Annotated in this window: 10 protein-coding genes; 3 read left to right on the top strand and 7 right to left on the bottom strand. The window is 37.6% G+C overall.

The features are described 5' to 3' along the window. Positions 1-24: 24 nt before the first annotated feature. On the top strand, positions 25-1,044 hold the full coding sequence (locus tag AC4G3L_RS04185) for a LacI family DNA-binding transcriptional regulator (RefSeq protein ID WP_491075713.1): 1,020 nt from the start codon (positions 25-27) through the stop codon (positions 1,042-1,044). 540 nt (positions 1,045-1,584) lie between these two features. On the opposite strand, the gene AC4G3L_RS04180 is transcribed toward AC4G3L_RS04185, so the two are convergent. Beyond that, positions 1,585-2,775, bottom strand: coding sequence for an MFS transporter (locus AC4G3L_RS04180; RefSeq protein WP_491075712.1), 1,191 nt, complete (start codon positions 2,773-2,775; stop codon positions 1,585-1,587). A gap of 15 nt (positions 2,776-2,790) precedes the next feature. Next, positions 2,791-3,219: a MarR family winged helix-turn-helix transcriptional regulator gene (locus AC4G3L_RS04175; protein ID WP_491075711.1), complete on the bottom strand. Its 429-nt coding sequence runs from the start codon at positions 3,217-3,219 to the stop codon at positions 2,791-2,793. 395 nt (positions 3,220-3,614) lie between these two features. On the opposite strand from AC4G3L_RS04175, the gene AC4G3L_RS04170 reads away from it, so the two are divergent. Continuing rightward, positions 3,615-4,589, top strand: coding sequence for a cation diffusion facilitator family transporter (locus AC4G3L_RS04170; RefSeq protein ID WP_491075710.1), 975 nt, complete (start codon positions 3,615-3,617; stop codon positions 4,587-4,589). Positions 4,590-4,632: 43 nt separating this feature from the next. On the opposite strand, the gene cydC is transcribed toward AC4G3L_RS04170, so the two are convergent. The 5 genes from cydC to AC4G3L_RS04145 form a co-directional block, all read right to left on the bottom strand. Next, positions 4,633-6,378, bottom strand: a complete 1,746-nt coding sequence (cydC, locus tag AC4G3L_RS04165) for a thiol reductant ABC exporter subunit CydC (RefSeq protein WP_491076234.1) — start codon at positions 6,376-6,378, stop codon at positions 4,633-4,635. 19 nt (positions 6,379-6,397) lie between these two features. Continuing rightward, positions 6,398-8,137 (bottom strand): thiol reductant ABC exporter subunit CydD, encoded by a 1,740-nt coding sequence (gene cydD, locus AC4G3L_RS04160; RefSeq protein ID WP_491076233.1) that lies wholly within the window; start codon positions 8,135-8,137, stop codon positions 6,398-6,400. A 2-nt stretch (positions 8,138-8,139) separates the two neighbouring features. Next, positions 8,140-9,150 carry a cytochrome d ubiquinol oxidase subunit II gene (cydB, locus tag AC4G3L_RS04155; RefSeq protein ID WP_491075709.1) on the bottom strand — a complete coding sequence of 337 codons (1,011 nt, stop codon included), beginning with the start codon at positions 9,148-9,150 and terminating at the stop codon, positions 8,140-8,142. Beyond that, positions 9,147-10,538, bottom strand: coding sequence for a cytochrome ubiquinol oxidase subunit I (locus AC4G3L_RS04150; protein WP_491075708.1), 1,392 nt, complete (start codon positions 10,536-10,538; stop codon positions 9,147-9,149). The genes cydB and AC4G3L_RS04150 overlap by 4 nt, the downstream gene beginning before the upstream one ends. Positions 10,539-10,929: 391 nt before the next feature. After that, the gene (locus AC4G3L_RS04145; protein WP_491075707.1) at positions 10,930-11,706 is read right to left on the bottom strand and encodes an STAS domain-containing protein; all 777 of its coding nucleotides are present in this window, start codon (positions 11,704-11,706) and stop codon (positions 10,930-10,932) included. A 227-nt stretch (positions 11,707-11,933) separates the two neighbouring features. Here AC4G3L_RS04145 and AC4G3L_RS04140 point away from each other — a divergent pair, with 227 nt between their 5' ends. Further along, positions 11,934-13,727: a M3 family oligoendopeptidase gene (locus tag AC4G3L_RS04140; RefSeq protein WP_491075706.1), complete on the top strand. Its 1,794-nt coding sequence runs from the start codon at positions 11,934-11,936 to the stop codon at positions 13,725-13,727. The last annotated feature ends 50 nt before the right edge of the window (positions 13,728-13,777 follow it).

Raw genomic sequence — 13,777 nt, 5'->3', positions numbered from 1 at the left:
GGTTTACGAACGGGGGTGGCTGAGTTGGATGTAACGATAAAAGATGTGGCACGAGAGGCGAATGTAGCACCATCAACTGTATCAAGGGTACTTAAGGATAGCCCTCAAATCAGTGTTCAAACAAAACGAAAAGTTCGAAAAATTATGGATCGGATGGGATATACACCAAATTTCCAAGCTCAAAGTTTAGCGGCGAAAAGTACACAAGCCATTGGTGTGATTATACCGGAGACTGCCTATCAAGCATTTAAAAATCCTTTCCTCTCAGTTGTTCTGCGAGGTATTAGCCGAAGAGCCAATCAGCAAAAATATGGGTTATATTTATCTACAAGTTATACTCAAGAGGGAATTTATGAAGAAGTTGTTTCCATGGTTCAAGGAAAAAGGGTAGACGGTTTAATACTGTTATATTCTCGCAAAAGTGATGAAGTGATTGAATTTTTGCAGCAGGTTCATTTTCCATTTACTGTAATCGGGAGACCATTAATGCATGAAAAAAGTATAACTTATGTAGATAATGATAATGTATCCGTCGCAAAAGAAATTACCAATTATCTGATAAGAATGGGGCATAAAAACATTGCCTTTCTTGGTGGGAATGAGAATTTTGCTGTTACAATCGATCGCTTGAAAGGATACATGGAAGCGCTGGAAGAGAGTGGACTTCCGTTCCGCAGGGAATATCTTATTGATGAACACCAATTTAATGATAAGGGATTCGAATCACTTAAGAATCTGATTAACTACAATCCTATGCCGACAGCCATTATTGCCCAGGATGATTTAATCGGATATGAAATATTAAGTTATTTGGAAAAACTCAATATCCATGTTCCAAGAGACCTTTCCATTATCGGTTTTAATAACCAGCTACTATCTCAGCATTCAAGACCGCCACTGACATCTGTAGAAATACATATTTCACGCCTTGGTGCTGAAGCAACTGATTGTTTAATTGAACAAATTAAAGAACCAAATACTTTTCCAAAAAGAGTTACCATCCCAACAAAGTTTATAAAACGGGAATCGGTCAGAAAAATTTAATTAGCAACATCTTACCACTTTTCAAGAAAAGTGGTTTTTCCGTGAGCTTTCATTTTGCTATCATAATGAATCGAGGAAGAAAACATATTCTAAATGGGATGATCCATAGCCCACCTGCTATTCAAATGAAAAAGTAAATCTGATATTTTTATATAACGATACTCTAGATTTTAAGAGCGGGCTAGTATGTAAAAATATCCGAATGGCCGATTTCAAAAGTGACTTAGTGAATGAAGTATGAATGAAGTAAGAAGGTAGAGAAAAGAAATCGTATGGAAAAGAAGGAAGAATAAGTGCTTAAATCAAAAAGGTTTAAAGGAATAGAAAATAAAAGCTAGTTGGTTTTGGAGTATGTTTGAAAGTAAGATTCCAGCTTGTCTCTTTTTATCGATTAACCCTCGCATTGCAGTGAGAGGGTTATAGCTAATATGTAAATCAAGTAGAAGTCTTCATTTAATATATATATATATATATGAATAAATGAAATGAAGGATAGATCAGCAGTAAGTCTGTCAGCTGAATCTATCCTTTTCATTACTATTATTGAGCAACTCTGGAGTGATGGATGGCTTTTTTACCATGGGCTGCATAATAAAGGCCTATGCATATAAAAGCGATGACTGCCATCGTTATATAAAGTCCTCTATAACCGGATACAGGAAGGTAGAATCCCTGAACAAACGGTCCAATCCCAATACCGATGTCATACATGACAAAGAAAGTAGAGGTGGCGAGCCCAATCCGGTGAGGAGAAGCCATTTTAATTGCAATGGTCTGTGCACTTGATTGGAAAGTACCCAACCCAATCCCGATAAAAGCACCTGCCAAAAGCAGAGTAATAGAGTGGCTGGTCTGACTAAGAGTTACTAAACCGATTGTGTATAAAATAAGAGATGGATAGATAATGGAATTTTCCCCGTATAGATCGAACCATTTACCTGTAAAAGGACGAGTCAATAATAAACAAATAGAATACATGACAAAAAAGAAGCCTGCTGTAGAGACTAAATTAAGTTCCTGAGAATAGGAAGTTAAATACGAAAGAATACTGGAATAGGTGAATCCAATGACTCCAGCTGTAATAGAAATAGGCAAAGCAGCCAACTCGAAGTAGTCGCCTATTTTACGACCCTTCAATGATTCCAGTTGTTCAGCTGAAAGTTCTATCTTCGGAACCTTTAAAAACAGGGTAGCGAGGAAGCTAAAAGCAGCAAAAACAACAGCTGCTGAAAAAACAATAGAATAAGAAAAAGAATTACTGATCATTAAACCTAAAAATGGTCCAATCGCCATGGCTAAGTTGGTGCTCATGGCGAAATACCCCATCCCTTCTCCTCTCCTCGAAGCAGGTAAAGTTTCGGCGACGATTGTTCCTGTAGCGGTAGATGCAAAACCAAAAGAAACACCATGGATGAATCGAATGATTAACAATAGCGTAAGGCTGCTTGCTGTGAAATAGAGAATCGTTGCTACCAAAAAGACAGCAAGACTTATTGTTAGCATTTTTTTAGCTCCGATCATTCCAATCCTTTTACCGGCAATCGGTCTTACCAGCAGAGCCCCTATAACAAATATGCTTGATGCAAGCCCGGCAATACTTTGGCTTGTACCGAAAGTGGTGATTGTATAAAGTGTCAATGTAACCATTAAGCTATAAAACGTTAGAAATATAAATAAATTCGTTGAAGATATTAAAAGGAAATCTTTTGTCCAAAGTTTTGGTTTTTCCATATGTAAGCCACATCCCTATTCCTGTTGTAATTGATTCTGCATGCTGCCAAGTACCCTCATCATCATTTCCATTTCAGCTTCTGATACACTAGACATTACTTTATCTTCAAATTCACTGACCTTTTGTATGCAAAGGGTATAGATCTCTTCTCCTGCTTCTGTTAATTGGATTCTTTTTTCGCGTTTATTTACACTCGGAATTTGCACTATTAATCCGCGCTCCTGCAATCGAGTGACCGTTCTGGTTATAGTGGGCTTTTCTACATTCAAATAATTACTTATATCCACAAGTGTGGAGGAACCATAATTTTTTAAATAATAAATAATGGCCCATTGTGAATGGTAAAGATTATACTGTGCCAAATGATCATTCAATCGTTTTGTAAACAATCTCGCTGTCTGTAAATATTGGTGAAAAAAATATTGGTGACCTGAAAGCGACAACTATAACACCACCCCGAAAATAGTTACCTAGGTAACTATACGCTCCTTTTTTATAGAAATCCAATAAAATGCTTTCATAAATTCAAACAGATTATTCTTTAATAGGTTAGTGTAAAAACAAACTAAATGGGGAATAGATGTAGAGATTTAAAAGGTGCTTGCTGAAAAATAGACAAGGAAGCAAGTAAAAACTGGGTATAAGGAGCATAAAAATGTAGAATGATAATATAATGTTGATTTATAGCAAAGCTTTAGCAATCATATTCACTAGATTCAGATAATGATAGAAAGTAGTTCAGAATGTATGAACAGCTATTCCTTTGATAAAATGAAGGTATAACAATCTACATAACCAGTTTTCACTTGGTACAATTTAAAATGGAGGAGTATGGTCAATGGGAGAATTATTTCAGTTATTAAAGAAAGGAAACACAAGTGCAATTACTGCAGCTATTGTAAACCTGGTAATATCAATCCTTAAAGGTTCTGCGTATTTGTTTACGGGAAATGTGGCTTTATTTGCGGAGACGCTTCATAGTTTAGGAGATGCCGCAAACCAATTCTTCGTATTTATCGGGTCAGCGCTAAGTAAGAAGGCACCGACCAATCGCTTTCCAAATGGATTTGGCCGCTTGGTAAATCTAGTACTTTTAGGAGCGGTTTTAATTGTTGGAATAATGTCTTATGAAACGATAAAAGAAGGATACATGCATATAATGCATCCTGGTGAATCCAGTTATTTTTGGGTGAGTATCGGTGTTTTAGTTATCAGTGTTATTCTTGAAACATTTGTTTTAGTGAAAGCAATGAAGGAAATTATGCATGAAGTCGGAGTGGAAGCAAAAGGCTTATCTTTCATATATAAAAGCTTTTCCTATTTTGGCAAAGCAAAGCCTGCAACACGGTTAGTGTTTATGGAAGATTTAGTGGCAACTGGCGGTGGAGTTTTAGCCATTATGGCAATCGTCATCTCCCATTTAACGGACTTCCACGCTGCTGAAGGGATTGCATCCATTCTTATCGGAATTATGATGTTGTTTGTAGTCGGTAAAGTATTCCTGGACAATGCCGCTGGAGCACTTGGGGAAGCGGATGAATTAATGGAGCAATATATTGGTGATCTCGTCATTCTTGATAAAGATGTAAAAGATGTACAGAATGTTATCGTAATTAAAGAAGGGGAAGATTTCCATGTGGAAGTCTGTGTAGAGATAGATTCAACCTTAACTGTTGCGAACATGGATGATATTAAAGATCGTCTAAAAAAACAAATTTTGGCAGAAAAAGGCGTTGTAGATGTCATGATTGAATTTGACGAAGACGATGGTATAGAAAAGTGGAACCAAAAAGAGAATGCAGCGATAGAATAAAAATAAGCGCTTGATGACAAGTATATGTCTCAAGCGCTTTGTTTTAGTTAAGTAGTCGTGGCATATCCAATTTATATAGTTTAGAATAGTGAGGCTCTGTTTGAAGAAGTTCTTCATGTGAGCCGTCCATACTGATCTCTCCGTCTTGAAGGAAGAGTACTCTATTCGTTTTCTCTACACCCATTAAATGATGGGTAATCCAAATAATTGTTTTCCCGTTTAATGTATCAAAAATGGTTTTCAGAAGACTGCGTTCTGTTTGAGAATCCAGACCTACAGTAGGCTCATCCAAAATAACAATAGGAGTTTTTTGCAAAAGAATCCGGGCAAGCGCGATACGCTGACGTTCGCCGCCTGAAAAACGTCCCCCTAACTCCTGCATGCGAGTTTGGTATCCATTCGGCAGTGATTCAATATAATCATGCATCTTAACTAATTTAGCTGCCTCGTATACTTCCTCATCACTAGCCTTTGGATTGCCAAGACGTATATTATTCATAACAGTTGTATCAAATAAATGAGGTTTCTGATGCAGTACAGAAACGAAACTTGTAATTTGGGAATCCAAATGAGCAATATCTTCACTTGCTATACGGATAGTGCCCTGGTTAGGTTTATAGGCACCTAATATAAGTTTTACAATCGTACTTTTTCCTGCCCCGCTTTTGCCAAGAATCGCGATTTTTTCACCAGGATGGATGGTAAAGGCTAAATCTTTCAGAACATTAGTCTCCGTGGAAGGGTAAGAAAAATAAACCTGATTAAAGCTAATGGGCAAGGCTTCCTGCGACTTCAAATTATCTAGATTTCTTGCAGATTCAGGGTGGGTTGATCCCTTTACTTCCTGCAATCCATTCATTCGATCCAATGAACTCTTGTAGCTTGAGATTTGGCTTACTGCATCCGATAGGGGTGCAAATGCGTCAATTAACGGGAAAACAACCAAGATAAAAGCTGCAATCCAAATAGGAGAAAATTGTCCGGACTCTACCTGTAAAGTGACCCAGCATGCAAGTGCCAAGATAATGGCCAATATAACCATTTGAAAGAGAAAATTACGCTTACGTTGAAATTGATTAATCCCTGCTTCGAGTTGATCAACATTTTTTTCATCTTTTTCATAGCGTTCGATGAAATCGGCTTGCCTGCCACTGATCATCCAGTCACCAATTCCCATGATTGCGTCTGTCAGAGATTGATACAGTCCATTTCTAGCATTTTTCATCCGTGTATTTCTTGCCCTTGTTACTAATAAAGAAACAAGGGGGAACAAGACAATCAGGACGAATAACAATAAAAACATGATTAAGGCAAAGGGGATTGAAAAGAATCCTAGAGCTAAGACAATGATCATATACAAAATAATACTGATGATAGATGGAAAAATCGTTTTAATATAGAGATCCTGAAGATGTTCAATATCATCAGCAAGTACACCAAGCAAATCGCCTGTTTTATAACGGGATTTGAAATCCAAAGCATTTGGTTCCAGGGCCTGATACAAACGGACGCGCATACCTGAAAGTATTTTTAAAACCAGGCTGTGGCCACTTAAGCGTTCTGCGTAACGGAATACAGGCCTTGAAACTCCAAACAGTCTTACCAAAACAATAGGTACATAGACAAGAAGTATATTTTCAGGTAAAGTGGCTGACTTGGATATTAAAAAGCCAGATGTAAACATCAAAGCACCGGCACTGAAGAACGTGCCGACACCAAGCACAATCACAATGGTTAAGAGCCATTTGTTTTGGGATAAATAAGGGCCGATCCAAGAATTTTTAAGAATAGATTCAGAGCCTTTTTTCTTAATCATGCTGCACCTCATTTCTCCCTAAATGTTCTTGTATTAAATGATAATAATGCTCTTCTTTTTTCAAAAGCTCCTCATGACTTCCAACTTCAACGATTTGTCCCTGATCCAAAACGATAATCTGGTCCATATCTGTCATCCAGTGAAGTCGATGGGTTGCAAAAAATACTAGATGATCTTCAAATAACGGAACAATATTGTTCTTTAATTCATATTCCGTTTCAATATCTAGATGTGCGGTTGGCTCGTCAAATAAGAGGATTTTTCGATTTTTGTCTAGAAATGCCCTCGCTAAAGCAACCCGCTGTTCCTGACCGCCGCTCAGCATACGTCCGCTTTCCCCAATACGTTCATCCAACCCATTGGGAAGGGCATTCAAAACATCTCTTAAACCGGCTTTATCAATAGCTAATTGAATGTCTTCTTCACTAGCATCAGGAGTATAAAACATAATATTATTTCGAACAGTATCATTAAATAGATAAGGATGCTGTGGAATATAAAGCAATTGATCCTGCCAACCCATTTCTTTAAAAGAGGAATAGGTCTGATTATTAATGGTAACAGAGCAAGCGGTCGGATTCAAAAAACCGCCAAGTACGTCAATTAAGGTTGATTTCCCGGCTCCACTTGCACCAATAATGCCAATTTTACCGTATCCCTTCCATGAAAATGATAGGTCATTCAGTGCCGATTGATTGGATTCCGCGTGTTGCACTGTTAGATTTCGAATCGTTAAGGAATCTTCATTGGTCCAGGTAAACGCTGATTCATTCCGTTTCCGTTTTAATGAAACGGGCCAATTAATAATCCGTTTGATAGCAGTCATGCTGTTTTTTCCATCTAAAGTAGCATGGTAATCCGTTCCGAAATCACGAATTGGTAAGAAGTATTCCGGGGCGAGGATTAAAACAGTCAGTGCAGGTCCCAATAAGATCGTACCTTCCATAAGTCCAAGACCGAGGAATAAGGCGACAATGGCGACTGAGAGTGAAGTGAAGAAATCCAATGCAAATGTGGAAAGAAAAGCAATGCGAAGTGTTCCCATCGTTGCTTTTCGGTATCGTTCACTCACACTTTGGATATTCCGATCATACTTTTTACTTAATCCCAGTAATCGCAGTGTTTCCAAACCTCGTAATGAATCAACGAAATGATTGGAAAGGACCTGATAAGATTCATACTGTTTATCAGCCTTTCTTTTTGCTGCAATCCCAAGCATGGCCATAAAGAATAATAGGATAGGGAGTACAATGACCACAATTACAGCAGATTGAAAATCAAGTGTCAGTATATAAAGGAAAATTAAAAGGGGGATCAAGAACATATTTATCATCTTCGGTAAGAATAATTTTAAATAGGTTTCAACCTGTGATACTCCCTCCAAAGCCATTGTGACTAAGCTGCCTGTTCCTTCAGATTGGGTGAATCTCGGCCCCAGTTCAAATAATTTCTCCAGTAATTCTTTTCGTAAGGCTGTACCTGATTCGGAGGCGAATCGGTCCATCCATTTATCGCGAATAAAAGTCAAGAAGTGTCGTCCCATAAAAGCTAGTACAAATAAAAGGAAGGGGATAAGCTGTTCAGACAGCCTCTCCCCATTAAATAAATTCGTGACTCCATCCGCAAGATAAATGGCTTGCATGATAATCGCTATTCCTTGTAATAAGGAAATCACGAGTAGGAAGATCATGGTACCCTTTATTCCTTTTATAGTTAAAATCTCTTTATTTATCATTAATGACTCACCGGTTCCTTATCAGAAATACGCTTTCTGAATACGTAATAACTCCATATTTGATAGCCAAGAACAAAGGGAAGTAATATGCATGCTACGATGGTCATCACTTTAAGTGTGTATGGACCACTGGAAGCGTTCATAATAGTTAAGTTGTATTCGGAACTAATTGAACTGACCATGACTCTTGGGAAGAGACCGACAAATAACATCGTAACTGTGAATAGCATAGTCAAAGCCGTCATTACAAAGGCAAGAGTTTCCTTTTTCTTTGCAGAAAATAAATATCCTAACCCACTTGTTACTACTGCACCAAGCAGGAATAATGGTGTTGCGACTGGCCTTACTGTAAACAAGTCCGTCATCATATAGGTCATTACTGCGAATACAATCAGCCCTACCAAAAGAATCAAATACATTTTGGCTACCAGGGATTGTGCTCGTTCCCGGATGGGGCCTTCTGTCCGAATACCGATGAATGTTAAGCCATGCACAAGGCATAAGACAATCATAGCGATTCCGCCAACAAGCGAGTAGGGATCAAAATAATCGCCAAAGCTTGCATACATATTTTTAGAAGCATCTATTGGCATACCGCGTACAAGACTGGAAAATAGAACTCCCAGTACAAATGCAGGAATTATACTCCCAACAAATATCATCCAGTCCCAAAAGCTAATCCACTTTTCATGAACTTTATGTCTGAATTCAAAGGCAACTCCGCGTACAATTAAAGCCAACAGGAATAAAACAAAAGGTAGATAATACCCACTGAACATTGTTGCGTACCATTCTGGGAATGCAGCGAAGATTGCACCGCCGGCTGTTATAAGCCAAACTTCGTTCGCATCCCAGAAAGGACCGATGGTAGAAACCAGCTGATCACGCTCTTTTTGGTTGCGTGCGAGAAAACGGGTTGACATTCCAACACCAAAGTCAAATCCTTCTAATATAAAGAAGCCGATAAATAAAACAGCTACAAGGATAAACCATAACTCATTTAAACTCATTGTTCGAAGGCCTCCTTGTCAAATAAATCTATATCTGGTTTTGTATCGTTTGTATGATATGGTCCTTTTTTGACTTCTTTCACAATCAAAGTGATTAATACGAAAGCAAGAACAGTATAGGCTCCTAAAAATACAATGATTGATGTTAATAGCTCGCCTGCTGTTACATTTGGAGAAACGGATTGTGCTGTCGTATATAAACCAAAGACTGTCCAAGGTTGACGTCCAATTTCAGTCATTATCCAGCCTGCTGTATTAGCCATGAATGGAAGGGCAATCGCTCCAACCATTGCTTTTAAATAGAGTGATTGATTTACTAGATTATTTTTCTTGATAAACAACAGACCCAATGCAGCTAATCCCATTATCATAACACCAGCAATTACCATGATGCGGAAACTCCAATATACAGCATTAACAGGAGGGATATAATTTCCTTCTCCATAAAGCTCAGTATATTTCTCTTGGAGTGTATTCATTCCTTCTACTGATCCCTCAAAGCTGTTATAAGCAAGGATACTTAAAGCATAAGGGATTTCAAGAGACCACTTGTTTTCACGGTTCTCTGTATCAATATTGGCAATCGCTGACCAGCTTGCTGGGTCAGCGCTGTCTTCCCACAGTGCTTCACTTGCTGCCATTTTCATAGGCTGCGATGACATCAAGTGCTGTGCCTGCCAGTGACCAGTAAAGGCGATTCCAAGGCCAGAGATCATCGCCACAATCATAGCAATCGTAAAGGATTTCTTAAATATCTCTAAATTTTGTTTTTTCAGTATTTTAAAAGCGCTGATACCGCCGACTACGAATGCCCCGGTTGCAAAAGCCCCAAGTACGGTATGAGGAAATTCAACAAGCAGCTGAGGGTTTGTGATAAAAGCCCCGAAATCATTTAGTACAGCTTTTCCATTTTCCACCGTAATCCCAACAGGTTCCTGCATAAACGAATTTGCAGCAAGAATAAACAATGCAGATAGAATTGTACCTATAGATACAAGCCATATGGATAATAAGTGAACCCATCTTGGCAAGCGGTCACGTCCAAACATCCATACACCAATAAATGTGGACTCCAAAAAGAAAGCCAATAAGGCTTCAATCGCTAACGGAACACCAAATACATCTCCGACAAAGCGGGAGTATTCGGACCAGTTCATCCCGAATTGAAACTCTTGAATAATACCTGTGACTACGCCAACAGCAAATGAGATGAGAAAAATATGTCCCCAAAACTTTGCCATTTTCAAATACATTTCCTTCTTCTTGAAAAAGTATAATGTTTCCATTATTGCAACTAAAAATACCAATCCGATAGAGAGCGGTACAAAGAAGAAGTGGTAGATTGTGGTTGCTGCATACTGAAACCGAGCGAGATCCAATACCTCCATTAAACTGTTCACACCTTTCAATTAACTACATATTGTTCACCCATTCACAAACTTAACGAAAAAAAACATTTATAAAATGCTGTCATCTTTATTATACAAGCAACTAATTATTTCTGTGTGAATGAAGTGATGGTTATAATAACTTTAATTGCATAGTAAGGTTTATCCTATGTATGTGTTATTAATTAGTTGTTTTTATAATGACTATTTATAATAGTTATATTAGTACTATGGTTCGTAAATATCTATAACTAAACTAAAATTATTATAATTAATTCAAATTTATGAAACAATATTGTCACAAAAGCTAGGTAGTTAGATGGGTATCATTTAGCATATAGATTGACAAAGATAAAAGCTTGATTTATGAAAATCAAGCTCGTAAGTAGGATTAAGATTTTATTAATTGGTAGCCTTTTAATTTACAGATATGACGCATAGCCTGATTAAACGTAGCAAATGTTTCATTTTTTATTTTGGTTCCTTGGCTTACGATTTGGCGGACAAGAGTAGTCGAGAGACCCGTATAAATAACTTCTGTACCTAATAGAGCAAGGGATTGAGAGATGGTTTCCAAATCTCTTACAATATATCCTTCATCCAGCGAGGTCATACCAGTGAAATCTATAACCATATATGAAGCTTGTTTGTCCGAACTTTCATATAGGGCTTTTTCTTTGATTTTTTGAAGACGGTCCTCAGATAAAGATCCTGTAATGGTCATTAAAAGCACATCTTCGAGGATTGTTTTGATGATTGGTGCATACATCTCTTCCATCATCGATTGCCCTTTGTTTAATTCTTCCTCATAATCCGTTACATCTTTCCAAGTGAGCATATATCCTGTTGCACCGTCGCTGAAGAGAAAGGTATTTATAACGATACTGGCAGTATATGTATGAAATAATATAATTCTGCTTGTATAAGGGAAAGGGCCATTTTCGAGTATTTTGCGTTGGCGGCTTCCATTTGATCTATGAAATTCGGAAATGTTTCTTCCGATAAAGTCTTCTTTACTTAATAGGCCGGTAAAAGGGCTCAGGCGTCGTATTAAATGTTCAGCATATTGGTTAATAAATATTATTGTAAACGTATTGTCACAGATAAATATATTTTCTCCAACTGCATTTAATAAGTGGCCAGTTTCCTCCGATTGGAAATATTCCATATTTATGCTCCTAACTTTAATCAATGATGTCTTTATTATTATACGAGACATTTAATCTTTTATAAAATGATTACCTTTAATATTTAGAGGAAATGCCAAATGATGATAGAATTGTAATAGCGAGAAATAAAGACCTATTCAAATAGATGTATGAATCATCAAAAAATATATCCATCTGGTTATAAAAGTTGTATACTGAAATTTGTGAAAATATAGGAGGTTTTTGAATGAATTATTCTTTAACGTGGAATTTAGATAGCATATTTCCCAATGGCTCAGAATCACCTGAACTGGTTTCAAAATTAATCGAAATCAAAGAGTTGTTAATTACATACAAAGAGGCAGTAAAAAGTTGGCAGGCTCCTGCAGATGTTAGCGGAACAGAAGAAATGGTGAATATTTTAAAGAAAACAGAAGTACTTCAAAAAGCAATCTATCAGGTATCAGCTTTCCTTGAGTGTGCAACTGCACAAAATGTCCACGATACGAAAGCGGATCAATTAAATGGTGAATTGTACACATTAATCAGTGAATTTGAAACAGTCTTTACAGGTTTTACAATTAGGCTTGTCCAAATCGATGAATCCGTTTGGCAGGAAATCATTAATCAGCCGCAAATTAGTGAAATCGCTTTCTATATTAATGAACAAAGAGAACGAGGCAAAGAACAATTATCCGAAGCCGAAGAAGCGCTCATTAATGCATTGCGCGTAGATGGATATGTCGGTTGGAGCACTCATTATGATTCACTTGTAAAAACGGTTGAAATACCCTTTATAAAAGAAAATGGCGAGACTGTACTTTTATCAGCAGGCCAAGCTTTCAATAAGATGCATGACGATCCAGATCCTGAAGTCCGTGCTGATTTATTTGAGAAATGGGAAAAGATATGGGGAGAAAAAGCACCATTATTTGCTGATACGATTAACCATTTAGGCGGCTTCCGTTTGGCAGAATATAAGGCACATGGTGTTGAAGATTTTATGAAAGAACCCTTGCAGTACAACCGTATGAGGAAAGAAACATTGGATGTGATGTGGGATGTCATAGCTAAAAATAAACAACCATTCGTAGATTTTCTTAATCGTAAAGCAAAACTATTAGGGAAAGAAAAATTAAGCTGGGTAGATGTTGATGCACCGATTGTAACAACGGAGCCGATGAATTATACATTTGATGAAGGAGCGAAATTTATCATCGAGAATTTCGCGAAATTCGGTGATGAGCTTCCTAAATTCGCCCAGGATGCATTTGAAAATTCATGGATTGAAGCGGAGGACCGTCCTGGTAAGCGTCCGGGGGGATTCTGCACAAGCTTTCCTGAAACTAATGAATCACGTATATTTATGACCTATTCAGGGTCACCAAGCGGTGTAGCCACGCTTGCGCATGAACTTGGACATGCTTTCCACAGTCATGTTTTAAATGAAAAACCATTCTTTAATACCGACTATGCGATGAATGTAGCTGAAACAGCGTCTACGTTTGCAGAACAAATTTGTTCGGATGCGAGCGTGCGGGCTGCGGAGTCAGATGAAGAAAAAATTACATTGCTTGATAACAAAATTTTAAATGCGATTGCCATGTTTATGAATATTCATGCCCGGTTTATTTTTGAAACCAATTTCTATACAGAACGCAAAAATGGATTAGTTTCTGCTGAACGTTTAAATGAACTGATGGAGGCTGCTCAAAAAGAAGCATATCAGGATTCACTAAATGAATATCATCCGACTTTCTGGGCAAGTAAACTGCATTTTTACATTGCGGAAGTGCCATTTTATAATTTCCCGTACACGTTTGGCTATTTGTTTAGCTTAGGGATTTATCACTTATCTTTAAAAGAAGGTAAGTCATTTGAGAAAAAATACATTGCCTTATTGCAAGATACTGCTGCAATGACAACAGAGGAGTTGGCAATGAAACATTTGGGTGTAGACCTGACGAAACCGGATTTCTGGCAGGCTGGCGTAGATCTTGCAATAGCTGATGTGAATGAGTTCCTTGAGTTAACGAAATAAGAAAACCTGTTTCATCGCATTGCCATCTATAGAGAGATGGCAATGTTTTT

The organism is Bacillus sp. z33 (genome assembly GCF_058313615.1).
The sequence above is the reverse complement of the archived record's forward strand: the minus strand, read 5'-3'. Positions and strand labels throughout refer to the sequence as shown.